This is a genomic window from Pseudomonas sp. PDM05, from assembly GCF_014851685.1.
Taxonomy (GTDB): domain Bacteria; phylum Pseudomonadota; class Gammaproteobacteria; order Pseudomonadales; family Pseudomonadaceae; genus Aquipseudomonas.
The window spans coordinates 655,087-680,702 of record NZ_JACVAC010000001.1 but is presented as its reverse complement, the minus strand read 5'-3'; the positions used below and the strand labels follow the sequence as shown (position 1 = coordinate 680,702).

General features: G+C 61.3%; 30 protein-coding genes. 17 read left to right on the top strand and 13 right to left on the bottom strand.

Annotated elements, in window-relative coordinates:
* Positions 1-11: 11 nt before the first annotated feature.
* Positions 12-1,358 carry an NCS2 family permease gene (locus IB241_RS03300; protein WP_192296938.1) on the bottom strand — a complete coding sequence of 449 codons (1,347 nt, stop codon included), beginning with the start codon at positions 1,356-1,358 and terminating at the stop codon, positions 12-14.
* A gap of 177 nt (positions 1,359-1,535) precedes the next feature.
* Positions 1,536-1,970, bottom strand: coding sequence for a MarR family winged helix-turn-helix transcriptional regulator (locus IB241_RS03295; protein ID WP_192296937.1), 435 nt, complete (start codon positions 1,968-1,970; stop codon positions 1,536-1,538).
* Positions 1,971-2,051: 81 nt separating this feature from the next.
* Here IB241_RS03295 and IB241_RS03290 point away from each other — a divergent pair, with 81 nt between their 5' ends.
* Together IB241_RS03290 and IB241_RS03285 are read left to right on the top strand one after the other, a co-directional pair.
* Positions 2,052-3,218, top strand: a complete 1,167-nt coding sequence (locus IB241_RS03290) for a PLP-dependent aminotransferase family protein (RefSeq protein ID WP_192296936.1) — start codon at positions 2,052-2,054, stop codon at positions 3,216-3,218.
* A gap of 10 nt (positions 3,219-3,228) precedes the next feature.
* Complete coding sequence (locus IB241_RS03285; RefSeq protein WP_192296935.1) at positions 3,229-3,831, top strand: glutathione S-transferase family protein; 603 nt, start codon at positions 3,229-3,231, stop codon at positions 3,829-3,831.
* A gap of 104 nt (positions 3,832-3,935) precedes the next feature.
* On the opposite strand, the gene IB241_RS03280 is transcribed toward IB241_RS03285, so the two are convergent.
* On the bottom strand, positions 3,936-4,832 hold the full coding sequence (locus tag IB241_RS03280; RefSeq protein WP_192296934.1) for a LysR family transcriptional regulator: 897 nt from the start codon (positions 4,830-4,832) through the stop codon (positions 3,936-3,938).
* 111 nt (positions 4,833-4,943) lie between these two features.
* Here IB241_RS03280 and IB241_RS03275 point away from each other — a divergent pair, with 111 nt between their 5' ends.
* From IB241_RS03275 to IB241_RS03265, 3 genes are read left to right on the top strand one after another with little or no spacing between them, the layout of a single operon-like run.
* Positions 4,944-6,236, top strand: a complete 1,293-nt coding sequence (locus IB241_RS03275; protein WP_192296933.1) for a CitMHS family transporter — start codon at positions 4,944-4,946, stop codon at positions 6,234-6,236.
* A 1-nt stretch (position 6,237) separates the two neighbouring features.
* Entirely contained in the window at positions 6,238-7,560 is a 1,323-nt protein-coding gene (locus IB241_RS03270; RefSeq protein WP_192296932.1) for an acyclic terpene utilization AtuA family protein, read from the top strand.
* Positions 7,557-7,877 carry a hypothetical protein gene (locus tag IB241_RS03265; RefSeq protein ID WP_192296931.1) on the top strand — a complete coding sequence of 107 codons (321 nt, stop codon included), beginning with the start codon at positions 7,557-7,559 and terminating at the stop codon, positions 7,875-7,877. The genes IB241_RS03270 and IB241_RS03265 overlap by 4 nt, the downstream gene beginning before the upstream one ends.
* 142 nt (positions 7,878-8,019) lie before the next feature.
* On the opposite strand, the gene IB241_RS03260 is transcribed toward IB241_RS03265, so the two are convergent.
* The 5 genes from IB241_RS03260 to IB241_RS03240 all read right to left on the bottom strand — a co-directional run bounded on the left by IB241_RS03260 (position 8,020) and on the right by IB241_RS03240 (position 10,797).
* Positions 8,020-8,391, bottom strand: coding sequence for a glutathione S-transferase N-terminal domain-containing protein (locus IB241_RS03260; protein ID WP_192296930.1), 372 nt, complete (start codon positions 8,389-8,391; stop codon positions 8,020-8,022).
* 101 nt (positions 8,392-8,492) lie between these two features.
* Positions 8,493-9,038, bottom strand: coding sequence for a GTP cyclohydrolase I FolE (gene folE, locus IB241_RS03255; protein WP_003442011.1), 546 nt, complete (start codon positions 9,036-9,038; stop codon positions 8,493-8,495).
* A gap of 78 nt (positions 9,039-9,116) precedes the next feature.
* Complete coding sequence (locus IB241_RS03250; protein ID WP_032888029.1) at positions 9,117-9,674, bottom strand: Smr/MutS family protein; 558 nt, start codon at positions 9,672-9,674, stop codon at positions 9,117-9,119.
* 75 nt (positions 9,675-9,749) lie between these two features.
* Positions 9,750-10,070: a hypothetical protein gene (locus IB241_RS03245; protein ID WP_192296929.1), complete on the bottom strand. Its 321-nt coding sequence runs from the start codon at positions 10,068-10,070 to the stop codon at positions 9,750-9,752.
* 136 nt (positions 10,071-10,206) lie between these two features.
* Complete coding sequence (locus IB241_RS03240; protein WP_192296928.1) at positions 10,207-10,797, bottom strand: cysteine hydrolase family protein; 591 nt, start codon at positions 10,795-10,797, stop codon at positions 10,207-10,209.
* Positions 10,798-11,036: 239 nt separating this feature from the next.
* Between IB241_RS03240 and prmB the strand changes: the two genes are divergently transcribed.
* Positions 11,037-11,945: a 50S ribosomal protein L3 N(5)-glutamine methyltransferase gene (gene prmB, locus IB241_RS03235; protein WP_192296927.1), complete on the top strand. Its 909-nt coding sequence runs from the start codon at positions 11,037-11,039 to the stop codon at positions 11,943-11,945.
* A gap of 159 nt (positions 11,946-12,104) precedes the next feature.
* Here the strand turns inward: prmB and IB241_RS03230 are convergent, their stop codons facing one another.
* Positions 12,105-12,911, bottom strand: coding sequence for a hypothetical protein (locus IB241_RS03230; RefSeq protein ID WP_192296926.1), 807 nt, complete (start codon positions 12,909-12,911; stop codon positions 12,105-12,107).
* A 98-nt stretch (positions 12,912-13,009) separates the two neighbouring features.
* A complete protein-coding gene (locus IB241_RS03225; protein WP_192296925.1) occupies positions 13,010-13,972 on the bottom strand; it encodes an alpha/beta hydrolase in 963 nt (320 codons plus the stop codon).
* Positions 13,973-14,115: 143 nt separating this feature from the next.
* On the opposite strand from IB241_RS03225, the gene aroC reads away from it, so the two are divergent.
* From aroC to IB241_RS03205, 4 genes are all read left to right on the top strand, one after another.
* Complete coding sequence (gene aroC / locus IB241_RS03220) at positions 14,116-15,207, top strand: chorismate synthase (RefSeq protein ID WP_192296924.1); 1,092 nt, start codon at positions 14,116-14,118, stop codon at positions 15,205-15,207.
* A 64-nt stretch (positions 15,208-15,271) separates the two neighbouring features.
* Positions 15,272-16,429, top strand: a complete 1,158-nt coding sequence (locus tag IB241_RS03215) for an MFS transporter (RefSeq protein WP_192296923.1) — start codon at positions 15,272-15,274, stop codon at positions 16,427-16,429.
* Positions 16,426-16,956, top strand: a complete 531-nt coding sequence (locus IB241_RS03210) for a 1,2-dihydroxy-3-keto-5-methylthiopentene dioxygenase (protein ID WP_192296922.1) — start codon at positions 16,426-16,428, stop codon at positions 16,954-16,956. Before IB241_RS03215 ends, IB241_RS03210 begins: the two co-directional genes overlap by 4 nt.
* 210 nt (positions 16,957-17,166) lie before the next feature.
* On the top strand, positions 17,167-17,430 hold the full coding sequence (locus IB241_RS03205) for a response regulator transcription factor (protein ID WP_192296921.1): 264 nt from the start codon (positions 17,167-17,169) through the stop codon (positions 17,428-17,430).
* A 56-nt stretch (positions 17,431-17,486) separates the two neighbouring features.
* Here IB241_RS03205 and IB241_RS03200 read toward each other — a convergent pair whose 3' ends face one another.
* Positions 17,487-17,765 (bottom strand): DUF3509 domain-containing protein, encoded by a 279-nt coding sequence (locus IB241_RS03200; protein ID WP_010208870.1) that lies wholly within the window; start codon positions 17,763-17,765, stop codon positions 17,487-17,489.
* 149 nt (positions 17,766-17,914) lie between these two features.
* The gene (locus IB241_RS03195) at positions 17,915-18,121 is read right to left on the bottom strand and encodes a hypothetical protein (protein WP_192296920.1); all 207 of its coding nucleotides are present in this window, start codon (positions 18,119-18,121) and stop codon (positions 17,915-17,917) included.
* On the opposite strand from IB241_RS03195, the gene IB241_RS03190 reads away from it, so the two are divergent.
* The 5 genes from IB241_RS03190 to IB241_RS03170 all read left to right on the top strand — a co-directional run bounded on the left by IB241_RS03190 (position 18,120) and on the right by IB241_RS03170 (position 23,843).
* Positions 18,120-19,946: a long-chain-acyl-CoA synthetase gene (locus IB241_RS03190; protein WP_192296919.1), complete on the top strand. Its 1,827-nt coding sequence runs from the start codon at positions 18,120-18,122 to the stop codon at positions 19,944-19,946. The two genes, IB241_RS03195 and IB241_RS03190, sit on opposite strands and share 2 nt — an antisense overlap.
* A gap of 112 nt (positions 19,947-20,058) precedes the next feature.
* Positions 20,059-20,565: an ankyrin repeat domain-containing protein gene (locus IB241_RS03185; RefSeq protein WP_192296918.1), complete on the top strand. Its 507-nt coding sequence runs from the start codon at positions 20,059-20,061 to the stop codon at positions 20,563-20,565.
* Between the two features lie 42 nt (positions 20,566-20,607).
* On the top strand, positions 20,608-21,138 hold the full coding sequence (locus tag IB241_RS03180) for a hypothetical protein (RefSeq protein WP_192296917.1): 531 nt from the start codon (positions 20,608-20,610) through the stop codon (positions 21,136-21,138).
* A gap of 68 nt (positions 21,139-21,206) precedes the next feature.
* Positions 21,207-21,398: a PLDc N-terminal domain-containing protein gene (locus tag IB241_RS03175; RefSeq protein WP_003172956.1), complete on the top strand. Its 192-nt coding sequence runs from the start codon at positions 21,207-21,209 to the stop codon at positions 21,396-21,398.
* Between the two features lie 357 nt (positions 21,399-21,755).
* Positions 21,756-23,843: an LTA synthase family protein gene (locus tag IB241_RS03170; RefSeq protein WP_192296916.1), complete on the top strand. Its 2,088-nt coding sequence runs from the start codon at positions 21,756-21,758 to the stop codon at positions 23,841-23,843.
* A 55-nt stretch (positions 23,844-23,898) separates the two neighbouring features.
* Here IB241_RS03170 and IB241_RS03165 read toward each other — a convergent pair whose 3' ends face one another.
* Positions 23,899-24,051, bottom strand: a complete 153-nt coding sequence (locus IB241_RS03165) for a DUF3309 family protein (RefSeq protein ID WP_015885095.1) — start codon at positions 24,049-24,051, stop codon at positions 23,899-23,901.
* A gap of 299 nt (positions 24,052-24,350) precedes the next feature.
* On the opposite strand from IB241_RS03165, the gene IB241_RS03160 reads away from it, so the two are divergent.
* On the top strand, positions 24,351-25,166 hold the full coding sequence (locus IB241_RS03160) for an SDR family oxidoreductase (RefSeq protein WP_192296915.1): 816 nt from the start codon (positions 24,351-24,353) through the stop codon (positions 25,164-25,166).
* A gap of 252 nt (positions 25,167-25,418) precedes the next feature.
* Entirely contained in the window at positions 25,419-25,616 is a 198-nt protein-coding gene (csrA, locus tag IB241_RS03155) for a carbon storage regulator CsrA (RefSeq protein WP_192296914.1), read from the top strand.

The window sequence follows — 25,616 nt, the reverse complement described above, 5'->3', positions numbered from 1 at the left end:
ATGTGTTCCTTTTATAGAAATATGAATTTGGCAATAAAGATCGCGCACAGCACCCACAGGCTGACGGAAATCTCGCGGTACTTGCCGGTGCCCGCCTTGAGCGCCACGTACGTGATAAAGCCCAGGGCGATGCCGTCGGCCACCGAGAAGGTCAGCGGCATCATGATCGCCGTGACAATCGCCGGAATGCTGTCGGTGGCTTCGTCCCAATTGATATGGGCCATGCTCGCCATCATCAGCATCGCCACGTAGATCAGCGCACCGGCGGTGGCATACGCGGGAATCATGCCGGCCAGTGGCGCGAAAAACATCGCTGCCACAAACAGGATGCCCACGGTCACGGCGGTCAGCCCGGTTCGGCCTCCCGCGGCAACACCGGCGGCACTTTCCACGTAGCTGGTCACCGGCGGCACACCGACCATGGCGCCAAACACGCTGGACGCACTGTCGGCTTTCAGCGCACGGGACAGGTTATCGATCTTGCCATCGGCATTGACCAGTCCGGCGCGTTGCGCGACGCCCATCAGTGTACCTGCAGTGTCGAACATGTGTACAAAAAGAAAGGCAAATACAACGCTAATCATGCTGACATTGAATACACCTTTTACGTCCATGGCCATCCAGGTCGGCGCCAGGCTCGGTGGGGTGGAGATCATGCCGTTGTAATGCACCAGGCCCAGGCCCCAACCGGCCAGGGTCACGGCGATGATGCTGATCAGGATTGCGCCGAACACGCGGTGGTAGCTGAGGATCGCGATCAGCAGGAAACACACGGCCGCCAGTAGCGGTGCCGGTTCGTGCAGCGAGCCGAGCTTGATCAGCGTGGCCGGGCTGTCGACGATGATCCCGGCGGTTTTCAGGCCGATCACCCCGAGGAACAGCCCGACACCGGCACCCATGGCGTGGCGCAGGCTCACAGGGATGCTGTTGAGCAGCCACTCACGCACCCGCGACAGCGTCAGGCCCATGAACAGCACGCCCGAGATAAACACCGCACCCAGCGCGGTTTCCCAGGTGTAGCCCATGGTGCCGACCACGGTGTAGGTGAAAAACGCATTCAAGCCCATGCCCGGCGCCAGGCCTACCGGCCAGTTCGCGTACAGGCCCATCAACAGGCAACCGAGCGCGGCGGCGATGCAGGTGGCGACAAATGCCGCGCCATGGTCGATGCCGGCGTCGGCCATGATGTTGGGGTTGACGAAGATGATGTAGGCCATGGTGATGAAGGTGGTGAGACCGGCGATCAACTCGGTCCTCACTGTGGTGCCATGCAAGCTGAGTTTGAACAGGCGTTCTAGCCAGCTGTTGGTGGGCGGGGCGACGTCCAGCGTAGGGGCTTCGGATTTGCGGCTATCCACAGCGAGTACTCCTCAAGAGTTTTATTGTTATTTCCAGCGCCGGTCACAGATGTGGGCAACAGCGCTTTGAGGTACTGGCGGGTTTTGTTGACCGATAGGTCAGGAACTCGCACGAGGCGAATTATGCTTTTGTATACAAAGAAAGCAAATAATGTTTTCGAATAGCTTTGCGCTGGGCTAGTTCGCCGCACTCAATGCCTGGTTTACGGCCAACCATCCGGCCACCGCTTCTTCACCGGCTTCACTGAACGCGCGTTGCAGCAGCTTCACCTGTTCGCGGCGCAACGACTGCTCGAAACGCAGGCCTTCCTCGCTCAATTCCAGCAAGCGTTTGCGCTTGTCGGTCGCGGACGCAACGCTGTGCACCAGGTGCATTTCCTGCAATTGGCGCAGCGGCATGTTCAGCGCCTGTTTGCTCACGCCGAGCAGTTCCAGCAGTTCTTTCACGCTCAAGGTCGGGTAACGCGCGATAAAAAACACAATGCGCTGGTGCACCCGGCTCAGGCCCCGGCGTTCGAGCATTTCGTCGGCCTTGGCGGTAAACGCCTGGTAACCGAAGAAGAACGCTTGCATGGCTTCCTGCTGGGCGGTGGGGTTTTTAAGGTCAAGCATATTGACGTATCCGTGGGCGCTGTCGTAATTTCGGTCAACCAGTTTGACGTATTTCCCACAGTCTTCGCTACCGGTGACCCCATGGCCTTCTCTGAACGTGTTACGCGCCTCAAAAGCTCCTTGATCCGTGAAATCCTCGCGGCAGCCCAGCGCCCGCAAGTAATGTCGTTCGCCGGTGGCCTGCCGGCCGAAGCCATGCTGCCGGCGCTGAACTGGGATGACATGCCGTCGAACATTGGCCAATACGGCATGAGCGAAGGCGAACCGCAGCTGCGTGAATTGCTCGCCGCCCAAGCACGGGCCTTGGGCGTGCCGTGCCAGGCCAGCCAGGTGCTGGTGGTCAGCGGCTCGCAGCAAACCCTGGACCTGGCGGCCAAGTTGTACATCGACAAAGGCACACCGATCCTGTTGGAGGGCCCGACCTACCTGGCCGCGTTGCAGATCTTCCAGCTGTTCGGCGCCGACTGCCTCAGCGTCCCGTTGGAAGCCGACGGCCCCGACTTGAGCACCCTGCGCGCCAACCTCGAACGCCATCGTCCGGCGTTCATCTACCTGATCCCGACCTTCCAGAACCCGTCGGCCGTACGCTACAGCGAAGCCAAGCGCGAAGCGGTCGCCGCGTTGCTCGATGAGTTCGGTGTGACCCTGATCGAAGACGAGCCGTACCGCGAACTGAGCTTCGACGGCGGCAGCGCCAAACCCATCGTCGGGCGCCTGAAAAAAGCCAGTTGGATCTACACCGGCACCGTGTCCAAGACCCTGTTGCCGGGCCTGCGTGTCGGTTACCTGATCGCCAGCCCGGACCTGTTCCCGCACCTGCTCAAGCTCAAGCAGTCGGCCGACCTGCACACCAACCGCGTCGGCCAATGGCAGGCGATGCAGTGGATCGGCACGCCAAAATACCAGCAGCATCTGGAGCAACTGCGCAGTTTCTACCGCGAGCGCCGCGACGCTTTCCAGGCTGCGCTGGAGCGCCATTTCGCCGACCTCGCCGACTGGCAAGTGCCCCAGGGCGGATTATTCTTCTGGCTGACCTTGAAACAGCCGCTCGACACCCGCACCTTGTTGGCGCAAGCGTTGGATCAGGACGTCGCGTTCATGCCCGGTGAACCGTTCTTCTCCGAGCCCGACCAACACCTGGGTTCATTGCGCCTCAATTTCAGCCATATCGACCCGGCCCGCCTGGATGAAGGCCTCAAGCGCCTGGCCGCGGTGGTCCGTCAAGCACAGCACGCGCAAGCGGCATAAGGGGAGCCCCATGTACAAGGTTTATGGCGATTACAAATCGGGCAACTGCTACAAGATCAAATTGATGCTCAACCTGTTGGGCCTCCCGTACCAATGGATCGATGTGGACATCCTCAACGGCGATACCCAGACCGCTGAGTTCCTGGCCAAGAACCCCAACGGCAAGATCCCGGTACTGGAACTGGAAGACGGCACCTGCCTGTGGGAATCCAACGCGATCCTCAACTTCCTCGCCGACGGCAGCGAATTCCTGCCGACGGAACCGCGTTTGCGCACCCAGGTGTTGCAGTGGCAGTTTTTCGAGCAGTACAGCCATGAGCCGTACATCGCGGTGGCGCGGTTTATCCAGTTCTACCTGAACATGCCGGAGGATCGCCTGGAGGAATACAAAACCTGCCACAAGCGCGGCCACAAAGCGTTGAAGGTTATGGAGCGGCAGTTGCAAGCCACGCCGTACCTGGTGGGTGAGCAGTATTCGATTGCCGATATTGCGTTGTATGCCTACACGCATGTGGCGCATGAGGGTGGGTTTGATCTGACGCCGTATCCGGCGGTGCAGGCGTGGCTGGCGCGAGTGGCCAGCCATCCAAGACATGTGACGATGCTGGACTGACAATGAGGTAAAAATGTGGGAGCGGGCTTGCTCGCGAAAGCGGAGTGTCAGGCACTATATCTGTCACTGATACACCGCATTCGCGAGCAAGCCCGCTCCCACATTTAGCTCTGCGGTGTGTCAGGTAATGTTTCATTGAGCATATCGAAACAGCGCCGTGCCGCAGGGCTCAAACCGATCCCGCTGCGACTGATCAAGCCGATCTCCCGATTCACCCCAGGATGATCGATGTTGATCCGCTTCAACCCCTCCAGGCTGTCCGCCGCCGACTCCGGCAGCACGCTGATCCCCAACCCCTGGCGCACCAGCGCCAACACCGTCGACATGTAGTTGGCCTCCATTCCCGCGTTCATCGTCAGCCGCGTTTCATCGAACAACGCGTCTACCTGCTCACGCACGCTGCTGTCGCGGCCGGTGAGGATGATCGGTTGGTCCGCCAGTTGCTCCAGGGTCAGCTGGCGATGGCGGGTGAGGGGATGATCCAGCGGCACAAAGGCACACAAACGATCATTCAGGACGGGGACGAACGCTAGGCCGTGGCTGAGTCGCGCGCGCACGCCGATGCCGAAATCCACCTCGCCGGAGCGCACCTGGGCATGAATGCGATGGGCCACCAGGTCATGCAGGCGCACTTCGATCCCGGCAAACCGCTCGCGAAACAGGCGCAGCACTGGCGGCAGGGCGCCAGCGCAGACGGAGGGCAGGGCGGCGATGGTGACCACGCCTCGGCGCAGGGCGGCAAGGTCGCGGGAGCCGGTGACGATGTTATCCAGGTCCAGCAGCAGCTTTTCCATCGGTCCGCGCGCTTCCTCGCCGGCGGCCGTGATGCTCACGTGACGCGGGCTGCGGTCGAGCAGGGCGACGCCGAGCCAGTCTTCCAGCTGTTGCACCTGCACGGTCAGCGCCGACGGTGACAGGTGCAGCTCGTTGGCCGCCTTGGTAAAGCTGCCGGTGCGGGCCACCGCGAGGAACGCTTGAATATGTTGGATACTGTTCTTCATTTTGTTTTTCCGAATGTGCTCGGCTGAATATTCCAATTTACAAAGACTAACCTGCTTCCAATACTCCAGGGAAAACAATAACCGGCCAACAAGGCCGCTCTGGAGTAACCCATGCTCGCTACCCTGGGTGTCATTACCATCCTGTGCCTGCTCGCTGCCGTCATGAGCAAACGCCTCTCGCCACTGGTGGCCCTGATCGCCTTGCCGATCATTGCCGCACTGCTCGGTGGGTTCGGCCTGCAAACCAGTGCCTTCATCATTACCGGTATCAAGAACGTCGCCCCCGTGGTGGGCATGTTTGTGTTTGCGATCCTGTTTTTCGGGATCATGACCGACGCCGGCATGCTTGACCCGATCATCGACCGCATCCTGCGCACCGTCGGCACACGTCCTACGCGGATTGTCGTCGGCACCGCGACCCTCGCTTTATTGGTGCATCTGGACGGTTCCGGCGCGGTGACCTTCCTGGTGACGGTACCGGCGATGCTGCCGCTGTATACGCGGCTGGGCATCGATAAACGTATTCTCGCCTGTGTTTGCGCGATGGCTGCCGGGGTCAACTTCCTGCCCTGGACCGGCCCGGTGCTGCGCTCGTCCGCTGCTTTGCATGTGCCCGTCGCGGACCTGTTCCAGCCGCTGATCCCGGTGCAGATCGTCGGCCTGATCTTTGTGTTCGCCTGTGCCTGGTGGCTCGGCCGCCGGGAAGAAAAACGCCTGGGCCTGGGCGCCGGCACCCGCGTCGATGCCATGCCGCAACGGGTGCTCAGCGAGGATGACATCAAGCTGCGCCGCCCGCGTCTGTTCTGGGTCAACCTGATGCTCACCGTGCTGGTGATGGTGGTGATGATCGCCGGCTGGGTCGATCCGGTGGTGATGTTCATGCTCGGCACCGTGGTGGCGCTGTGCATCAACTACCCGAACGTGGACGCCCAGCGCGCCCGTATCGATGCGCATGCCAAGACCGCGCTGACCATGGCCAGCATCCTGCTCGCCGCCGGGGTGTTCACCGGCATCATGCAAGGCACCGGCATGCTCAAGGCGATTGCCGAAGTGGCGGTGGCGCAGATTCCGGCGGGCCACGGCAAGTTGATCCCGGCCGTGGTCGGTTTCATCTCCATGCCGTTGAGCATGCTGTTTGACCCCGATTCCTACTATTTCGGCGTGATGCCGGTGATCGCCGAAGTGGGCAAGGCCCTGGGCGTCGACCCGCTGCAAGTGGCCCAGGCCTCATTGCTTGGTGTGCATACCACCGGCTTCCCGGTCAGCCCGCTGACCCCCGCGACCTTCCTGTTGGTGGGCCTGTGCAAGATCGAATTGGCCGATCACCAGCGCTTCACCATTCCGTTTCTGTTTGCCGCGTCGGTGTTGATGACCCTGACTGCGCTGCTCCTGGGAGTGATTTGAGATGAAAACCTTGCGCATCGGTTCCGGCGCCGGCTATTCCGGCGACCGTATCGAACCTGCCGTCGAGTTGGCCGAGCAGGGCGACCTGGATTACCTGGTATTCGAGTGCCTGGCCGAACGCACCATCGCCCTGGCGCAACAAGCGCGGATCAGCGACCCCGAAGGCGGTTATGACCCGCTGTTGAGTGAGCGCATGCGTCGCGTGTTGCCGTTTGTCGGCGACAAGAGCGGGCGTCGCCTGCGGGTGATCACCAATATGGGCGCTGCCAATCCCGTGTCCGCGGCGCTTGAAGTGCGGCGTATTGCCCGCGAGCTGGGCCTGGAACTCAAGGTGGTCGCCGTGGTTGGCGACGACGTGTTGGACGTGTTGCTGCCCGGTTCTTTGCTGGATAACGGCCAGACGGTTGGTGCCTTGGGCGATCGGCTGATCTCCGCGAATGCCTACCTGGGCGTCGAAGGCATCCTGGATGCGCTGCGTGCCGAGGCCGATGTGGTGATCACCGGGCGTGTGGCCGACCCGTCGCTGTTCCTGGCGCCGCAGATGTTCGAATTCGGCTGGGCCGCGGACGATTGGCAACGCCTGGGGCGCGGCACCCTGGTCGGGCATTTGCTGGAGTGTGCCGGGCAAGTCAGCGGCGGGTATTTTGCCGATCCGGGCTTCAAGGATGTGGACGACCTGGCGCGCCTGGGTTTCCCGTTGGCCGAGATCGATGCGGACGGTGAAGCAGTGATCACCAAGGTTGGCGGCTCCGGTGGGCGGGTCAGCCGCGCCACCTGCACCGAACAATTGATCTATGAAGTGCATGACCCGGCGGCATACCTGACGCCGGATGTGACCGCGGATTTTTCCCGGGTGGGGTTTGTCGAGGAGGGCGTTGACCGCGTGCGTGCCCAGGGCGCCGGTGGCCGCGCGCGTCCCGAGCAATTGAAAGTCAGCGTCGGCTATCTGGACGGTTGGATTGGCGAAGGGCAGATGTCCTACGGCGGCCCTGGCGCGGTCGCACGTGCAGAGTTGGCTCGGGCTGTCGTCCTCAAGCGCCTGGAGTTGATGGGCGTAAAGATGCAGGACGTACGCGCCGAGCTGATCGGCATGGACTCGCTGCACGGCCCGCGCAGCAGCGTCGAGCCTTGGGAGGTGCGCCTGCGCGTGGCCGCCCGCTGTGAGGCGCGCAGCGAAGCGGTGCGGGTCGGTAATGAAGTGGAAACCCTCTACACCAACGGCCCGTCCGGCGGCGGTGGCGCGAGCAAAAGTGTGCGGCAAGTGGTGGCGGTGGCGTCGCTGCTGCTGCCCCGTGACGCAGTCAACCCGAGGATTGAAGCATGAAGTTGCAGAGACTGGCCCATTCCCGCACCGGGGATAAGGGCGACACGTCGAACATTTCGATCATTGCGTATCGGGCCGAGGATTATCCGCTGCTCTGTGAGCAGCTGACGGCTGAGCGCGTGGCGCAGTTCTTTGCAGGGTTGCTGCCGCCGGGTGCGGCGCCGGTGCGGCGTTATGAGTTGCCGAATGTGCAGGCGCTGAACTTTGTGTTGCCGGGGATCTTGCGCGGCGGTGTAACCCGCTCGCTGGCGTTGGATGCCCATGGCAAGTGCCTGGGCTCGGCGCTGCTTGATCTTGATCTGATAACACCGAACTAAATGTGGGAGCGGGCTTGTGTGGGAGCGGGCTTGCTCGCGAAGGCGGTGGATCAGTTGATACATCTATGGCTGATACACCGTATTCGCGAGCAAGCCCGCTCCCACATGAGCCCGCTCCCACATTTTGATCTGTGCCAGCCTGTTAGATAGCGGCGAAGCGCTTGTCCAGGTAATCAATGATCACCTTGGAGTCATACATCCACGTGACCTGGCCATGTTCTTCAATGCGCAGGCACGGCACCTTGATCTTGCCGCCTTGCTCCAGCAGGGTCTGGCGGTCCTGTTCGTTGTTTTTCGCGTCCTTCAACGCCACCGGCACATTCAGGCGGTGCAGGGTGCGGCGGGTCTTCACGCAGAACGGGCAGGCGTGGAACTGATACAGCGTCAACTCCTTGGCCGCTGCGTTGACCTGAGCCTGTTGCTCGGCCGAACGCTGCTTTTTGCTTGGGCGCGTTAGAAAGTCGCCCGCGATGATGATGTGGCCGAGGCCCACACGAAGTGCTTTGACGAACATGGCTGAAACCTCTTGCCCATGAAGAAGGGGCCGCAGCTTACCTGATTTCTGCAGGCGAAAAAAAACCGACGATGAACGCCGGTTTTTTCCTACCCAGCCGTTTACTTGATCAGGCTGAGGAATTCGCTGCGGGTCGCCGCGTTTTCGCGGAACTCACCCAGCATCACCGAAGTGATCATCGACGAATTCTGTTTCTCCACACCGCGCATCATCATGCACATGTGCTTGGCCTCGATCACCACGGCCACGCCCAGGGCGCCGGTGACTTGCATCACCGCATCGGCGATCTGGCGGCTGAGGTTTTCCTGGATCTGCAGGCGGCGCGCGTACATGTCGACAATCCGCGCGACCTTCGACAGGCCCAGCACTTTGCCGCTCGGGATATACGCGACGTGGGCCTTGCCGATGAACGGCAGCAGGTGGTGTTCGCACAACGAGTACAACTCGATGTCCTTGACCAGCACCATTTCGCTGTTGTCAGAGCTGAACAAGGCACCGTTGGTGACTTCTTCCAGGGTCTGCTCATAACCGCGGCAGAGGTACTGCATCGCCTTGGCGGCACGCTTTGGCGTGTCGAGCAGGCCCTCGCGGGAAACGTCCTCGCCGAGTTGGCCGAGGATCGCGGTGTAATTCTGTTCCAGGGACATGAAACTACCTGTGGGATTTTTGCAAAGCGCAAGGTTACGGTGGCGGACACAACGCTGCAAGCCTGACGATGGCACCGGTTACTCGTCACGCCCTTCCATCATGGTGCGCTTGAGCATCACATACACCGCACCGGCCCCACCGTGGCGGGCCTGGCATGAGGTGAAGCCGAGCACTTGGGCATGCTGGCGCAGCCAGGTGTTGACGTGGCTTTTGATCATCGGGCGCTTGCCATCGAGCCGCACGGCCTTGCCGTGGGTGACGCGCACGCAGCGGATTTCGAATTTGGTCGCTTCGGCGAGGAAGGCCCAGAGGGTTTCGCGGGCTTTCTCCACGGTCATGCCGTGCAGGTCGAGGCTGCCTTCGAAGGGGATCTGCCCGACCTTGAGCTTGCGCATCTGGCTTTCCTGCACGCCGTCGCGGGCCCACATCAGTTCGTCTTCGGGGCCGACATCGATCACGAACTGGTCCGACAGGCCATCCACGGTGGTGGCATCGGTGCGCACGGTCGCGGCCTGGCGCAGCTTGGCGATCTGCGCGCGGTCGGCCTTGGGTTTGCCGGTGTCGGCACGGTCGTGCTTGATCGGCTTGACGCCGCGCAGCTCGTTTTTGAACAGGGAAAAATCGTCGTCTTGCATGTCAGCCTCCGCGAAGGGCGGGCAGTTTACCTAAATCGCGGCGGCCAGGGCGCAGGAAACGCTATCCAAGCGCCATCAGTCGTGCTTTTTCATCAGGTGTGCGGAGATGTTCAGCGACAACGGTTGACGCATTTTCCGACGGCTGCGTCGCCACAACCACACTCCCAACCACAGTACCAGCAGCCCGGTCCCCAGCAGAATTGCCGAGCCGCCGGGGCTGGCATTCAGTTCGCCAAGGGCCGGTGAGTGGCCAAATAAACCGGCGCCACCAGCACCGGCCAACAACAGACCTACGATCGCCAGCAGCGCAGCAAAGCCCGCCACCAGGCGCAGACGCCAGTTGCTCGGGCCCTTGGGGCGCAAGCGACGAGCATCAAAACCATCGGATATCTTCATTCCGACCTTTCCTCCAGGGTATCGGCCCTTCGACCGGACAATACACAGGTTGTTCCGGGGGGAGGGCTAAATGCGCCAAATGAGAAGGCTTTGTGGATGAGCGGGGCCATAAACACACCGCTCACCGGCAGGACGATCAGATCAGATCTTTGGTCAACGCGAGGGTGGCGAAGTTGTCGGCCATGATGGCCATTTCGGTTTGCTGCACGTGTTCGGCGCTCAGGATGCCACCTTTGTAGGGCAGGTCGCGGGTGGCGCAGGCATCTTCCACCAGGGTGCAGCGAAAGCCCAGGTTCTTGGCGGCGCGCACGGTGGTGCTGACGCTGGAGTGGCTCATGAAACCGGCCACGATCAAGTCCAGGGACCCCAGGTCTTGCAGGTGTTTTTCCAGGCCGGTGCCGTGGAAGGCGCTGGGTAGCAGCTTGCCGATGATGGTTTCGTCGCCCACTGGCTCAAGGCCAGGAATGAACTCGCCGCGCTCGCCCTGAGGGTCGAACAGGCCGCCGACGGTGCCCAGGTGACGCACATGCACAATCGGGCGCCCGGCGTGGCGCGCCGCTGCAACCAGTTGCTTGATGTTGTCGACCGCGGCGTCCATGCCCGAGAGGGCGAGCGGGCCGCTGAGGTATTCCTTCTGGGCGTCGATGATCACGAGGGTCGCATGGTTGAGATTGGCTGCTGCGTAACCGCGACCGCTGAGTTGAAACATCGTCTTTGGAACGGACATTCTGGGGCTCCTGTGAGGGGGGCTTTTGCGACATTGTCCACTGGCTGAGCGGTTCTGTGAATCGCTACCATCGTAAGGTACGCCGTTGTTGACGTGCAGCGATGTCAAGAGGTGGGCTTGTTTAACGCAATGATGGCAATTTGGATGAAATCCGACGGATGGCGGCGGCGTTTCGTACATCGTCGGTACAGGCGAAGGCTGCTAGAATCGCCAGTCGTTTTTTCCAGGAGTCTGCCCCCGTGATCACTTCCCGCCTGCGCACCTTGCGCGACCACATCCGTTGGGCTGTCAGCCGTTTCCATGGGGAAGACCTGTTTTTTGGCCATGGCACCGACAATGCCTGGGACGAAGCCCGCCAATTGGTGCTTGGTGCCTTGAATTTGCCGTGGGAAATTGCCGACAGCTACCTGGACTGCAATCTCGAAGAAGAGGAAGTCTCCCATGTGCAGCGCTTGCTGCATCGCCGTATCCACGAGCGTGTTCCTACCGCCTACCTGTTGAAGGAGGCGTGGTTCTGCGGCATGTCGTTTATCGTCGATGAGCGCGTGCTGATCCCGCGCTCACCCATTGGCGAGCTGATCGAAAACCGTTTCGAACCCTGGCTGGCCCAGGCGCCGGCACGCATTCTCGACCTGTGCACGGGGTCCGGTTGCATCGGTATCGCCTGTGCTTACGAGTTCCAGGACGCCGAAGTGGTACTGGCTGACCTGTCCTTCGAAGCGCTGGAAGTGGCCAACCAGAATATCGAGCGCCATGGCGTCGATGAGCGCGTCTACACCGTGCAGGGTGACGGTTTCGACGGCCTGCCGGGCCAGCGCTTTGATCTGATCGTGTCGAACCCGCCGTATGTGGACGCTGAAGACTTCGCCGACATGCCCGACGAATACCAGCACGAGCCTGAGTTGGGCCTGGCCTGCGGTGACGATGGTTTGAACCTGGTGCGGCGCATGCTGGCCGAGGCGGCGGATCATCTGACCGAGAAGGGCCTGTTGATCGTTGAAGTGGGCAATAGCCAGGTGCATGTCGAGGCGTTGTACCCGGAAGTCGACTTTGCCTGGCTGGACTTCCAGCGCGGTGGGCACGGGGTGTTCATGTTGACGGCGGAGCAGTGCCGCCAGCATCAGGCGGTGTTTGCCGCCAGGGTCTGACCCGTCTATCCCTGTAGGAACAGGGTCAGTGTGGGAGCGGGCTTGCTCGCGAATGCGGTGGACCAGTCATCGGATGTATTGGCTGATCTACGGCTTTCGCGAGCAAGCCCGCTCCCACACAAGCCCGTTTCCACAGGTTGATTGCATTTCACCCCGCTGTCAGCGGTGCGTGGCAATCCAGATCAGCAGCCCCGCCTGGAACACGGTAAACGCCACCAGGCAGGTAATGGTAAAGCGCAGCCCGCTGTCTTCGCGCTTGAACTTGGTGACCTTTTCCTCTTCCTTGCGCAGCTTGATTTCCTGCTCCGCCAGGTTCTGCTCGGCCTGTTGCAGCATCTGCGCCGCTTCAAGGATCTCGACGAACTGCACCTTCTCGGTGTTCCAGCTCTCCAGCACATCGCCGACCTTGCCCGGCTGCACGTTGCCCTTGAGGTGCTGCACATCGGCGTAGGCCACATCAAAACCGTGGACCCGCAGGAAGTGGTCGCGACGCAGGCGCGTGGCTTCGTTCAGCGCGTCCTTGTTGGACAGGTCAACGCCGTCGATGCGGTAGCTGGCCCATCGTTTCTTCGCCCACGCCGCCCCTTGGGCCACCAGGAAGCGCCCCAGGCCGCGGTTGGGCGGTTCGATTTCGAGGCTGTTGCCCGGGCCGAAGTGCACGCGGTGTTTATCGTGATCAACCCACACATCCAGGTGATTCTGCTCGCGGCGCACCCGTTGCCCCGGCAACTGGATGACCATGCGCAACAGGCTGTGGTGCGCGTCATTGCGCTCGGCATAGCCAAACTGCACGAAACGCAGCGGCCGCACGCCGGTGGCACGGTCGGTGGCCAGGGGCGCGAGGCGCAGCATCTTGAAATGCTCGGCCTGAACATCCGCCCACGGCAGGGGCGCCGCGTCGACGGCCTCGGTGTTTTCAGCCTTGGTGTCGGCGGTGGGTTCCGGTGTTGCTTCTGTGGTTGTCATGCGGCGCGATCCTGTCCAAGCCCTGCTAGTCGACAGTCTTTTTGCGGTCGACACCCGCTTATCGGCCGCGTTCTGCAGGACTGGAGGCAAATTGTCGCTTAACGGGGCTGAAGTCCGGCGATAAAGCGCACCACGCGGTTGCCCAGCTCGGCGGCGAGGGGTAATTGCGGGTTGTTGTAGGAGGCCAATTGCTGCTTCACGTCGTTGGGCACGATGCGCATCACGTGGTTCATGCCCTCAATCAGCACGAGCTGCGCGTCGGGCTTGGCCTGCTTCAGTTGCCGGGCATCCGCCACGCCTACCTGGATGTCGTTGGTGCCCTGGATGATCAGCGCCGGCATATCCAGTCTGGCAAAGGCGGCCGATGGGTCGGCGCGGAACAGGCTGATCAGATACGGTTGCACACTCGGTCGGAAAATACCTTGCAACGGGTCCGGTACGTCCGCATCCACCTGGCCGGCCTTGAGGTGGTCGAGGATTTGATTGCTGCGTAGCAGCAGGGCAGGGGGCAGGTGATCGGCCAACTGTTGGCGGATCACCTGATCGACTGGCCTTGCACTGCCGGACAACGAAATCACTCCCGCCGGTTCCAGCTGCGGCGCGGCGAGGGCCGCGACCAATGCACCTTCGCTATGCCCCAGCACGACCAGCGGACCCATGCGCGGGTCGGCCTTGAGCCGCTTGCCCCAGGCCACGGCGTCGGCCACGTAGGCGTCGAGGGTCAGGTTGCGTTCGTCGGGGGTGGCGGCCAGGCTGGCGGCGACGCCGCGCTTGTCGTAGCGCACGCTGGCGATGTTATGCCGCGCCAGTACCCAGGCCAGGCGCTTGAGGCTGTCGTTGCGGGCGCCGTCGGCGCTGTTGCCATTGCGGTCGGTGGGGCCGGAACCGGCGATGATCAGCACCACTGGCACCGGTTTGTCGGATTGGGGCAGCAGCAATGAACCAAACAGCTCGCCGCTGCCGGTGTCCAGGCTGATCGGCCGTTGCAGCACCACGGGGGAGGCGGCGTGGGCCACGGCGGTAAACAGGGTGAGGGTCAGCAGTAAAACTCGAAGCATCATCGCGCCATCATCGTAGGAGGTGCCGGTTCGACCAATGTCTACCCGGAAGGTTTCGAGGATGAACTAGTCGGTTGGCCCGCGTATACTGGCGCGCTTGGTTATCACCCCTGAGTGATTACAACTGATTTCACGGAGCGCCCTGCATGTCCGGCAATACCTTCGGCAAGCTGTTCACTGTCACCACCGCGGGCGAAAGCCATGGCCCGGCGTTGGTCGCCATTGTCGACGGCTGCCCGCCCGGCCTCGAGCTGTCCCTGGAAGACCTGCAGCGTGACCTCGACCGCCGCAAGCCCGGCACCAGCCGCCACACCACCCAGCGCCAGGAGCCGGACGAAGTCGAGATCCTCTCCGGCGTGTTCGAAGGCCGTACCACCGGGTGCGCCATCGGCCTGTTGATCCGCAACACCGACCAGAAGTCCAAGGACTACTCGGCGATCAAGGACCTGTTCCGCCCGGCCCACGCCGACTACACCTACCACCACAAATACGGCGAGCGCGACTACCGTGGCGGCGGCCGCAGCTCGGCGCGCGAAACCGCGATGCGCGTGGCCGCGGGTGCCATTGCCAAGAAATACCTGGCCACCCAAGGCATCGTGATCCGTGGCTACATGAGCCAGCTGGGCCCGATCGAGATCCCGTTCAAGACCTGGGACAGCGTCGAAGACAACGCCTTCTTCAGCCCCGACCCGGACAAGGTGCCGGAACTGGAAGCCTACATGGACCAGTTGCGCCGCGACCAGGATTCGGTCGGCGCCAAGATCACCGTGGTTGCCGAGGGCGTGAAACCGGGCCTGGGCGAGCCGATCTTCGACCGCCTCGACGCCGAACTGGCCCATGCGCTGATGAGCATCAACGCCGTGAAAGGCGTGGAAATCGGCGCCGGCTTTGCCTGCGTGTCCCAGCGCGGCACCGAGCACCGTGACGAGCTGACCCCGCAAGGTTTCCTCAGCAACAATGCCGGCGGCATCCTCGGTGGCATTTCGTCCGGCCAGCCGATCGTGGCGCACCTGGCGCTGAAGGCCACGTCGAGCATCACCACGCCGGGCCGTTCCATTGACGTGCACGGCAACCCGGTGGACGTGATCACCAAGGGGCGTCATGACCCGTGCGTCGGCATCCGTGCCACGCCGATTGCCGAAGCCATGATGGCCATCGTGCTGATGGACCACCTGCTGCGCAATCGTGGGCAAAACGCCGACGTCCGCGTCGACACCCCGGTGCTGGGCCAACTGTGACAGCCTGTTGCGGCGAGGGAGCTTGCTCTCTGTGGGCTGCGAAGCAGCCCCAACCCCAACAGACATGACGCTCCCCTACTGGCGCCTCTCCAGCTTCTACCTGTTCTATTTCGCCCTGCTGGGGGCGACCGCGCCCTTCCTGGCCCTGTACTTCGACCACCTGGGATTCACCAGCGCGCGCATCGGCGAGCTGGTGGCCATCCCCATGTTGATGCGCTGCGTGGCGCCCAACCTGTGGGGCTGGCTCGGCGACTACACCGGGCGGCGCCTGGCCATCGTGCGGTTCGGCGCGGTGTGCACCCTTATCAGTTTTTCGCTGATCTTCGTCAGCAAGACCTACGCCTGGCTGGCCCTGGTTATGGCTCTGCACGCCTTCTTCTGGCATGCGGTGCTGCCGCAGTTTGAAGTGATCACCCTGGCCCACCTGCAACAACAGACCGCGCGCTACAGCCAGATCCGCCTGTGGGGTTCCATCGGCTTTATCCTCACCGTGGTCATCATGGGGCGCCTGTTCGACTGGCTGAGCCTGGACATTTACCCGGTGGTGGTCGTGGTGATCATGGTCGGCATCATCGGCGCCAGCCTGTGGGTGCCGAACGCGCAACCCGCCAGCCACGGCAACCGCTTGGCTGGCGATGGTTTTCTCAAGCAATTGCGCAGCCCCGGCGTGCTGGCGTTTTATGCCTGCGTGGCGCTGATGCAAATGAGCCATGGCCCGTACTACACCTTTCTTACGCTGCACCTTGAACATTTGGGCTACGCCCGTGGTGTGATCGGCCTGCTGTGGGCGTTGGGCGTAGTGGCTGAGGTGCTGATGTTCCTGGGCATGAGCCGCATCCTCATGCGCTTTTCCATCCGTCGGGTGCTGCTGGCGAGCTTTTTGTTGGCGGCGCTGCGCTGGTTGCTCCTGGGCACGTTTGCCGAATTTTTCTGGGTGCTGTTGCTGGCGCAGGTGATGCATGCCGCCACCTTCGGCAGCTTTCATGCGGCGGCGATTGCCTTTGTGCAACGCAGCTTCGGCGCCAAACAACAAGGCCAGGGCCAGGCGCTGTACGCCGCACTGGCTGGCACCGGCGGCGCGCTGGGCGCGTTGTACTCCGGCTACAGCTGGAACCTGTTGGGGCCGACCCTGACCTTTAGTATTGCCAGCATCGCGGCGCTGGCCGCCGCCATTATCATTGGCCTTCGATTGCAAGAGCCCAACAAAGGAACCGTGCAATGAGTTATGTCGCCGTCTACCACGTTGCTTCGCCGGATACCCCGAACAAAGTCCTGACCCACCTCGATGACATCGCGGCGACGTTGGCCGAGCATGGCGTACGTTTCGAGCGTTGGCAGCCGAGCCCTATCGAAAAGGGCGCCAGCGACGCGCAAATGATCGCGGCGTACCAGGCGCAGATCGACGCTTCGGGTTATGCCGGCGCACAAGTGTTCAGTGTCAGCGGCGATCATCCGCAAAAGGCGCAGCTGCGTGCGCAGTTCCTCGATGAGCATCGTTACAGTGAAGACGCCGCGTGTTTTTTCCTCGCCGGCCAAGGCTTGTTTAGCCTGCACATTGGCGACTACGTGTACGCCGTGCGTTGTGAGAAAAACGACCTGCTGGTCGTCCCGGCCGGATTGCCACATTGGTTTGACATGGGGGAGAACCCGCACGTAGTGGCACTGCGTTTGTTCAATGCAACGACCGTCCGGGTCCCCGAGTTCAGCGGCGATGACATTGCCCGACGGTTTCCCGGTTTGGATGACTAAGCACTAATCCTTGAATGTTCAACCCTGGCAAGGTGGAAGTTTCTGTGGGAAGTGCCTTATTTAGTTGTAGGGTTCGGATGTTTATTGTTGACCCTACGCACTAATACTATTCGTTATGTAACGCTCTCCGGCCTCAATGTTTATATCGCCTGTCAATAGGAGCAATCCGAAGGGTGATGGAGCATCAGCTAATAAAAAGGAGAGCACCCCATGAGCGTCCCCGAGGAATCGTTGCCGTATTCCGTGCCCACCGCTGTGAGAAGACGTCTGAACTTGTCCGGCAAGCCCTTGACGCCCACGGAGCGGGTCATCCTGCGATGGGCTTCGGAGGGCAAGACCGTCTGGGAGATCAGCCAGATTCGCAGCACCTCTCAAGCCACGGTCAAGTTCCACCTGCGCAATATCTACGGCAAGCTGGACGTCAACAACCGCGTACAGGCGCTGAATGCAGCGGCACGCCAAGGGCTGTGCTGAACCGAAAAAAAAGGCCGCGACACCTGGGGGCGTCGCGGCCTTTTTGTACCTGTCACTCAGGCTGAGTGATAGGTCGGCAAGGCAAAGCGGTTCTGGCTTTGCAGCATGGAAATCTGCGGCAGATCGCTGGCTTGTTCGGCCAGGTCGCGGCGAATCGCGCTGATCACCCACGTCAGTTGGTCGGCGGTGTGCAATTGCTGGTAAGAGATCGAGCGCTTGACCTGCTTGCCTTCGCTGTTGCGTAGGGTCAACAGGATGCCGCCGTCGGGACGTGGCTGAGTGGTGACGTCGTAGTTGGAGAATACTGAAGCGAATTTATCTTGGATCAGGCTCATGTCTATCAGCTCCGTTGGCTCAAGTTGGCAAGCATGGAGTGATAGGTGCAGTGATTGTGCCATCTAGTGATATTGAAAAATATCGTTATAAATCAACGAGATACAAAAAATGGAAATTTTCGTTTTCGTGCAATTTGCATGAATGGCCATCATGCATCCTGCATTTTGCGCTGCTCAGGGGGGTGGTTTGGCGTGCCGATATGTTTAAAGACTGCCTGCGCGTCGCTAAATTCCTTTTTTCCATGCCCCGCCCGATGGGATACAAAACTTTTCAAATCCCGCGTGTACAGCGCCAGAACGGCTGACGTATTTTCCTGCAACGCATACGAACAATAAGAAAAAGGACGTTCCTCCATGAGCCACCCGCAAAACGACATGATCAGTTGGGGCATGCTGCTGCGTAAGGTGCCGGCCATTGTTCGCGCCTTGCCGCGGGTCCTGCGTGGCATGCGTGCCGCCAACGTCACCGACCCGGCGCAGCCCTGCGGCCTGGGCTGGCACTTCGAGCAGGCCACCTTGCGCAATCCGGACGGCATCGCGTTGTTGTACGGCGATCAGGTGCTCAGCTACCGCGAAACCAACCGCCGCGCCAACCGTATCGCTCATCACCTGCAGGCCCAAGGCATCCGCAAGGGTGACGTGGTGGCGCTGTTTATCGAAAACCGTCCCGAATTGCTGCTGAACGTGCTGGCCGTGGCCAAGATCGGCGGTGTCTGCGCGATGCTGAATACCGCGCAGACCCAGGCCGCGCTGGTGCACAGCCTGAACCTGGTGAGGCCGGTGGCGATTGTGGTGGGGGCGGAATTGGTAGGGCCCTATGACGCGGTGCGTGAACAGGTGGCGATCCCGGTCGAGCGCACCTGGTTTGTCGCCGATCAGGCCTCGAGTGCGCTGCCCGCGGGTTATGTCGACCTGCTGGCCGCCAGCGCCGAGAGCCCGGAGGGCAACCCGGCCAGCACCGCGCAGATCTTTTTCAATGACCCCTGCTTCTATATCTACACTTCCGGCACCACGGGCCTGCCCAAGGCCGGCATCATGAAGCACGGGCGCTGGACCAAGACCGCCGTCAGTTTCGGCAGCATTGCCCTGGACATGGGCCCGGACGACGTCCTCTATTGCACCTTGCCGCTGTATCACGCCACCGGCCTGTGTGTGTGCTGGGGCTCGGCGATTGTCGGCGCGTCGGGTTTCGCCATCCGGCGCAAATTCAGCGCCAGCCAGTTCTGGGACGATGTGCGCAAGTTCAACGCAACCACCTTGGGGTATGTCGGCGAGTTGTGCCGCTACCTGCTCGACCAGCCTGCCAGCGCAAACGACCGCGACAACCGCGTGACCAAGATGGTCGGCAACGGCCTGCGTCCCGGCGTGTGGGCGCAGTTCAAACAGCGCTATGGCGTCGAGCATATCTGCGAGTTGTATGCCGCCAGCGACGGTAACATCGGCTTCACCAACGTACTGAATTTCGACAACACCATCGGCTTTTGCCTGCAACACTGGGCGCTGGTGGACTACGCCCACGACAGCGGTGAGCCGTTGCGTGGCAGCGATGGCTTTATGCGCAAGGTGCAGACGGGCGGGCAGGGCCTGTTGCTGGCGCGCATCGATGAAAAATCCCCGTTCGATGGCTACACCGACCCGGAAAAGAACCGCAAGGTAATCCTCACCGACGTGTTCGAGAAGGGTGACCGTTACTTCAATACCGGCGATTTGCTGCGCAGCATCGGCTTTGGCCATGCGCAGTTTGTCGATCGCCTGGGGGACACCTATCGCTGGAAGGGCGAGAATGTCTCCACCACCGAGGTCGAGAACATCCTGCTGCAACACCCGCAGATCGCCGAGGTGGTGGCCTACGGGGTGGAGATCGAAAACACCAACGGCCGCGCAGGCATGGTTGCGATTACCCCGAGTGAGTCGCTGGCTTCGCTGGACATGCGCGAGTTGCTGCAATTCGCCCACGGCCAGTTGCCGCACTATGCGGTGCCGCTGTTCCTGCGGATCAAGGTGAAGATGGAGACCACCGGGACCTTCAAGTACCAGAAGGTCAAGCTCAAGGAGGAGGCGTTCGACCCGGACAAAGCCGGAAACGACCCGGTCTACGCCTGGTTGCCGGGCTCCGACTGCTATGTGCCGGTGACCGGGCAGTTATTGGCGCAGATCCAGGGCGGCCACTTCCGTTATTAAAAGCCGCGTTATTGATTCTGCCTATGGCGGCTTTTGGCAAAAAAACCATGACAGTGAGGAACTCCGTAGCGACACTGGCGCCCTATACAGCATCAGACAAGGAGCCCCTCACATGTCCAAACAAATGACCGAAACCGAAGCCGCCGAATTTGCCGAGCAGGTCTTCGATGTCGCGCGCCGGGGCGACGCCGCGATGCTCGCCGCGCTGCTGGCCAAGGGCCTGCCGGCCAACCTGCGCAACCACAATGGTGACACCTTGTTGATGCTCGCGGCGTACCACGGCCATGCCGAAGCGGTAAAAGTGCTGCTGGAATTCAAGGCCGACCCGCAGATCCCCAACGACAAGAACCAACTGCCGATTGCCGGCGCCGCGTTCAAGGGCAACCTGGACGTGGTCAAGGCGCTGATCGAAGGCGGCGCGCCGGTGGATGCGGCGTCTGCCGATGGGCGTACCGCGTTGATGCTGGCGGCGATGTTCAACCGCGTCGAAATGCTCGACTACCTGCTCGGCCAGGGCGCCAACCCCCAGGCCACTGACGCCCAGGGCGCCACCGCACTGGCGGCGGCGCACACCATGGGCGCGGTGGATACGGCGGCGCGCTTGCAGAAACTGGTGTAGGCTACGCGCCCTCGAAAACCCGCCCGCCACAGGACCATTGCCATGAAAACCGCCCTCGTCGAACTCATCAGTAAAATCAGCGCCGGCGTCATGGGCGAGGACGAGGTGGCACGTATCGCCGACGAAGCGGCCCAGGCCTACGCGGACCCGGCGGCGTTTCTGGCGGCCAATCCGGACATCAACTACGACGACAGCTTCCCGATCCCACTGGGTGAATGGGTTGTGGTCGGCAGCCTGCCGGACACCGTGCTGTTCCAGGCCGACACCTATGGTGACCTGTTCGCGCAGATCGTCGCCTCGTTCGGCCCGGGCGTGGCGTTCAACCTCAAGCCCAAGCAACTGGCCAAGACTGAAGCCCTGACCGCACTGAACCGCATCCAGATCCAGATGAGCGCCCTGAGCCCACAAGACGGTGGCTACGTGCTGCTCAACTTCAGCGAATTGCTGGATGACGAGATCCAGGCGGTGCTGGTGTACGGCAACGACCTGCCGCGCGTGCTGGAACTGTGTGCCGAAGTCGGCATCAAGGCCGAGCCTTCGCTGGAAGCTCTACGAATCGCCCTACACGTCTGAAATAAAACGGAACCCCCGGCAGGGCTGACTATCCTACAAGTGCATGCCCTCACTTAAGGAGCGACACCATGGGTTCCACTTTTAATGGCTTGATCGGGCTGATCATCCTTGCGCTGGACATCTGGGCGATCATCAACGTGTTCAAAAGCGGCGCGAGCACCGGTGCCAAAGTGCTGTGGATTCTGTTGATCCTGTTGTTGCCGGTACTGGGCTTGATCATCTGGGCCATCGCCGGGCCACGGGGCAACGTGCGGATCTGATCACTCAAAGGATCTAGAGCAAGCAGCGTCGATGTGGGGGCGGGCTTGCTCGCGAATGGGGTGTGCCAGTCCAAGCATCTGTGACTGACACGCCGTATCCGCGAGCAAGCCCGTTCCCACAATAGTTTCAGTGCAGTCATGAGATTTGTGTATCGAAATATTCGCTACACACAATTTTCACATTCCATCCAAGACAATTCGCCAGATTTCCTTCCCGCCGGGGCTCTATCTCAAGTGCCGTCACGGTGGAGCAGGTGCGCGCGCTCAGTAATTAATAGCCTTGCTGCTGTTGATCGGGCACCATTCGCGCCACTGCATTATCCAGCCACTTAAACTTCCAATGGGTCCTGAAACGACATGGCAAACCCGGACGCCCTGAATCAGCAGCGAGCTTCAACTCGCCTGCTGCAACCGACCGTCAAATCCCATCTGGCGTACACGCTGCTCTGCGCACTGGTCATGATGGTGATGTTCTCGCTGCTGCGCCTGGCGCTGCTGGTGTACAACCGCGAGATGATCCTCGACACACCGGCCTCGACCTTCCTCGAAGCGTTCGGTAATGGCCTGCGCCTGGACATCCGCCTGGTGGTCTACCTGATCATCCCGCTGCTGCTGGCATTGTTCAGCGTACGGGCCATGGCCGCGCGCGGGTTCTTCCGGTTCTGGCTGACGGTGGCGTCGAGCATCGCGCTGTTCCTCGGCCTGATGGAAATGGACTTCTACCGCGAGTTCCACCAGCGCCTCAACGGCCTGGTCTTCCAGTACGTGAAGGAAGACCCGAAAACCGTGATGAGCATGCTCTGGTACGGTTTCCCGGTGGTGCGCTACCTGTTGGCCTGGGCCGTGGGCACGCTGATCCTGAGCATCGCCTTCAAAGGCGCCGACCGTGCGACACGCCCACGCGGCCCATTCAGCGGCGGCAGCATCGGCACCCGCCAGGTGGCGCCGTGGTACAGCCGCATCGCGGTGTTCGTGGTCTGCCTGTTGATCGCCGTGGTCGCCGCCCGCGGCACCCTGCGCCAGGGCCCGCCGCTGCGTTGGGGTGACGTGTACACCACCGACTCCAACTTCGCCAACCAACTGGGCCTCAACGGCACGTTGTCGCTGATCGCGGCGGCCAAGTCGCGCTTCTCCGAAGAGCGTTCGAATATCTGGAAGGCCACCCTGGACCAGCCGCTGGCGACCCAGACCGTGCGCGATATGCTGGTACTGCCGCAGGAAAAACTGGTGGATACCGACACCGCTGCCGTGCGCCGCGACTACACGCCACCGGCCGAGAAGACGCTGCCGATCAAGAACGTGGTCGTGATCCTGATGGAAAGCTTCGCCGGTCACTCGGTGGGCGCCCTGGGCCGTCCGGGCAACATCACGCCGTACTTCGACAAACTGTCCAAGGAAGGCCTGCTGTTCGACCGTTTCTTCTCCAACGGCACCCACACCCACCAGGGTATGTTTGCCACCATGGCCTGCTTCCCGAACCTGCCGGGCTTCGAATACCTGATGCAGACCCCGGAAGGCAGCCACAAGCTGTCGGGCCTGCCGCAGCTGCTCAGCGCGCGCAAGTTTGACGACGTGTATGTCTACAACGGCGATTTCGCCTGGGACAACCAGTCGGGTTTCTTCAGCAACCAGGGCATGACCAACTTCATCGGCCGTAACGACTTCGTCAACCCGGTGTTCTCCGACCCGACGTGGGGCGTGTCCGACCAGGACATGTTCAACCGTGGCCTGGAAGAGTTGAAAGCCCGCGAAGGCGGCAAGCCGTTCTATGCCCTGCTGCAAACCCTGTCCAACCACACGCCGTACGCATTGCCGACCCCATTGCCGGTCGAGAAGGTCACCGACCGTGGCAGCCTCAACGAGCATTTGACGGCCATGCGCTACTCCGACTGGGCCCTGGGCCAGTTCTTCGAGAAGGCCCGCAAGGAGCCGTACTTCAAGGAAACCCTGTTCGTCATCGTGGGCGACCACGGCTTCGGCAACGAACAGCAGATCACCGAGATGGACCTGGGCCGCTTCAACGTGCCGATGCTGATGATCGCACCGGGCGTGCAGGAAAAGTTCGGCGAGCGTGACCACACCGTGGGTACCCAGATCGACATCGTGCCGACCATCATGGGCCGCCTGGGTGGCGACACCCTGCACCAGTGCTGGGGCCGTGACCTGCTGAACCTGCCGGAAGGCGACAAGGGCTTCGGCGTGATCAAGCCGTCGGGCAGCGATCAGACCGTGGCCCTGGTCACCGCAGACCGCATCCTGGTACTGCCCAAGGAAATGCCACCGAAGCTGTGGGAATACGAACTGGGCGCCGAGCCGACTGGTAAAGTGATTCCCGATTCGCCGGACGAGGCCGCACTCAAGCAGAAACTTGAGTCGTTCCTGCAGACCGCCACCAAGAGCCTGTTGGATAACACCGCCGGCGTGGTGGATGGCAAACCGGACTAACTAACCGGCAATAAAAAAGAGGCCCTCTAGAGGGCCTCTTTTTTTTGCCTGGTGTTTATATCCGGCCGAGTAACAACAGCACCAGCAACACTACCAGGACGACGCCGAGGATACCCGACGGGCCATAACCCCAATTGCGGGAGTGCGGGAATACCGGCAGGCCGCCGACCAGCAGGAGGATCAGGATGATGATCAGAATAAGGCTCATGGGTTACTTCCTTCTGGTTATTGAGCGATAGGCTTGCACGTTTAATTGCAGGCGCCTTAACAACTCCGACTGTGTTGTTGCGCGGAAAATTCCAAGTTTTTTTAAAGCTTTTCGCAAACTTGCTTATTTCTTTTAAACCATCGACTTAGTTGAAAAAGATTGAACTTACCCCTGCGTCCAGGCTCCGACCCGGCCGTGGGTTTGCCTGGGGCATTCATCAATCTGATGGTGCGTGGGTGCAGGAATAACCTTCGCTACACTGCCGATCACTTCTTCCGTGAACCACAAGGCTACTTCCTATGCAAAATCGCATGATGATCACTGGCGCCGGGTCCGGCTTGGGTCGTGAAATCGCTCTGCGCTGGGCTCGCGAGGGCTGGCAGCTGGCCTTGTCGGATGTCAGCGAACCGGGCTTGCAGGAAACCCTCAAGCTGGTGCGCGAGGCGGGTGGCGACGGCTTCGTGCAACGCTGCGACGTGCGCGACTACAGCCAGCTCACCGCGTTCGCCCAGGCTTGCGAAGTCAAGCTCGGCGGCATCGATGTGATCGTCAACAATGCCGGTGTGGCCTCGGGCGGGTTCTTCGCCGAACTGTCCCTGGAGGACTGGGACTGGCAGATCGCAATCAACCTGATGGGCGTGGTCAAGGGCTGCAAGGCGTTCCTGCCGCTGCTGGAAAAGAGCAAGGGCCGCATCATCAATATCGCTTCGATGGCCGCGCTGATGCAGGGTCCGGCCATGAGCAACTACAACGTGGCCAAGGCCGGTGTGGTGGCGTTGTCGGAAAGCCTGCTGGTGGAGCTCAAGCAACAGGACGTCGGGGTGCATGTGGTGTGCCCGTCGTTCTTCCAGACCAACCTGTTGGACTCGTTCCGTGGCCCGACCCCGGCGATGAAGGCCCAGGTAGGCAAACTGCTCGAAAGCTCGCCGATTTCGGCGGCGGACATTGCCGATTACATCTACCAGCGTGTGGCTGAAGGCGAATTCATGATCTTGCCCCACGAACAGGGGCGGATGGCCTGGGCGTTGAAGCAGAAGAACCCGCAGTTGCTGTATGACGAAATGACCACCATGGCCGACAAGATGCGCGCCAAGGCGCAAGCCACCAAAGCCTGAGCGCAGCCCTGATGTAAATGTGGAGCGGGCTTGTGTGGGAGCGGGCTTGCTCGCGAAAGTGGAGTGTCAGTCGCTGAATGTGTAGCTGATATACCGCATTCGCGAGCAAGCCCGTTCCCACATTTTTAGCCGTGGTCTGTCAGTAAAATTACCTGTTGATGTAGGTCTCGCCTGATTTTGCCGCGAGCCATTGCTGCACTCCCTTGCAAGCGCGCATGGTCAAGGTCCTGTCACTCTCAAAGGACAACCGCCATGCTGGTACTAAGCCGCGCTGTAGGCGAAATCATCTCCATCGGCGATGACATCGCCTTGCACATCGTCGAGTTGAATGGCTCACAGGTGAAATTCGGCGTCCAGGCGCCGGTGGGGGTCAATGTGCATCGTGCCGAGGTGTATCAGAAAATCCTCGAACGCCAAGCCACAGAAACCCCCGCCGTTAGCAACCCATAA

What these genes read in the sequence shown, in the direction of transcription:
- IB241_RS03295 (WP_192296937.1), bottom strand. Translation starts at nt 1,970, where the DNA reads ATGCTTGACCTTAAAAACCCCACCGCCCAGCAGGAAGCCATGCAAGCG.
- IB241_RS03290 (WP_192296936.1), top strand. Translation starts at nt 2,052, where the DNA reads ATGGCCTTCTCTGAACGTGTTACGCGCCTCAAAAGCTCCTTGATCCGT.
- IB241_RS03285 (WP_192296935.1), top strand. Translation starts at nt 3,229, where the DNA reads ATGTACAAGGTTTATGGCGATTACAAATCGGGCAACTGCTACAAGATC.
- IB241_RS03280 (WP_192296934.1), bottom strand. Translation starts at nt 4,832, where the DNA reads ATGAAGAACAGTATCCAACATATTCAAGCGTTCCTCGCGGTGGCCCGC.
- IB241_RS03275 (WP_192296933.1), top strand. Translation starts at nt 4,944, where the DNA reads ATGCTCGCTACCCTGGGTGTCATTACCATCCTGTGCCTGCTCGCTGCC.
- IB241_RS03270 (WP_192296932.1), top strand. Translation starts at nt 6,238, where the DNA reads ATGAAAACCTTGCGCATCGGTTCCGGCGCCGGCTATTCCGGCGACCGT.
- IB241_RS03265 (WP_192296931.1), top strand. Translation starts at nt 7,557, where the DNA reads ATGAAGTTGCAGAGACTGGCCCATTCCCGCACCGGGGATAAGGGCGAC.
- IB241_RS03260 (WP_192296930.1), bottom strand. Translation starts at nt 8,391, where the DNA reads ATGTTCGTCAAAGCACTTCGTGTGGGCCTCGGCCACATCATCATCGCG.
- folE (WP_003442011.1), bottom strand. Translation starts at nt 9,038, where the DNA reads ATGTCCCTGGAACAGAATTACACCGCGATCCTCGGCCAACTCGGCGAG.
- IB241_RS03250 (WP_032888029.1), bottom strand. Translation starts at nt 9,674, where the DNA reads ATGCAAGACGACGATTTTTCCCTGTTCAAAAACGAGCTGCGCGGCGTC.
- IB241_RS03245 (WP_192296929.1), bottom strand. Translation starts at nt 10,070, where the DNA reads ATGAAGATATCCGATGGTTTTGATGCTCGTCGCTTGCGCCCCAAGGGC.
- IB241_RS03240 (WP_192296928.1), bottom strand. Translation starts at nt 10,797, where the DNA reads ATGTCCGTTCCAAAGACGATGTTTCAACTCAGCGGTCGCGGTTACGCA.
- IB241_RS03230 (WP_192296926.1), bottom strand. Translation starts at nt 12,911, where the DNA reads ATGACAACCACAGAAGCAACACCGGAACCCACCGCCGACACCAAGGCT.
- IB241_RS03225 (WP_192296925.1), bottom strand. Translation starts at nt 13,972, where the DNA reads ATGATGCTTCGAGTTTTACTGCTGACCCTCACCCTGTTTACCGCCGTG.
- aroC (WP_192296924.1), top strand. Translation starts at nt 14,116, where the DNA reads ATGTCCGGCAATACCTTCGGCAAGCTGTTCACTGTCACCACCGCGGGC.
- IB241_RS03215 (WP_192296923.1), top strand. Translation starts at nt 15,272, where the DNA reads ATGACGCTCCCCTACTGGCGCCTCTCCAGCTTCTACCTGTTCTATTTC.
- IB241_RS03210 (WP_192296922.1), top strand. Translation starts at nt 16,426, where the DNA reads ATGAGTTATGTCGCCGTCTACCACGTTGCTTCGCCGGATACCCCGAAC.
- IB241_RS03205 (WP_192296921.1), top strand. Translation starts at nt 17,167, where the DNA reads ATGAGCGTCCCCGAGGAATCGTTGCCGTATTCCGTGCCCACCGCTGTG.
- IB241_RS03200 (WP_010208870.1), bottom strand. Translation starts at nt 17,765, where the DNA reads ATGAGCCTGATCCAAGATAAATTCGCTTCAGTATTCTCCAACTACGAC.
- IB241_RS03190 (WP_192296919.1), top strand. Translation starts at nt 18,120, where the DNA reads ATGAGCCACCCGCAAAACGACATGATCAGTTGGGGCATGCTGCTGCGT.
- IB241_RS03195 (WP_192296920.1), bottom strand. Translation starts at nt 18,121, where the DNA reads ATGGAGGAACGTCCTTTTTCTTATTGTTCGTATGCGTTGCAGGAAAAT.
- IB241_RS03185 (WP_192296918.1), top strand. Translation starts at nt 20,059, where the DNA reads ATGTCCAAACAAATGACCGAAACCGAAGCCGCCGAATTTGCCGAGCAG.
- IB241_RS03180 (WP_192296917.1), top strand. Translation starts at nt 20,608, where the DNA reads ATGAAAACCGCCCTCGTCGAACTCATCAGTAAAATCAGCGCCGGCGTC.
- IB241_RS03175 (WP_003172956.1), top strand. Translation starts at nt 21,207, where the DNA reads ATGGGTTCCACTTTTAATGGCTTGATCGGGCTGATCATCCTTGCGCTG.
- IB241_RS03170 (WP_192296916.1), top strand. Translation starts at nt 21,756, where the DNA reads ATGGCAAACCCGGACGCCCTGAATCAGCAGCGAGCTTCAACTCGCCTG.
- IB241_RS03165 (WP_015885095.1), bottom strand. Translation starts at nt 24,051, where the DNA reads ATGAGCCTTATTCTGATCATCATCCTGATCCTCCTGCTGGTCGGCGGC.
- IB241_RS03160 (WP_192296915.1), top strand. Translation starts at nt 24,351, where the DNA reads ATGCAAAATCGCATGATGATCACTGGCGCCGGGTCCGGCTTGGGTCGT.
- csrA (WP_192296914.1), top strand. Translation starts at nt 25,419, where the DNA reads ATGCTGGTACTAAGCCGCGCTGTAGGCGAAATCATCTCCATCGGCGAT.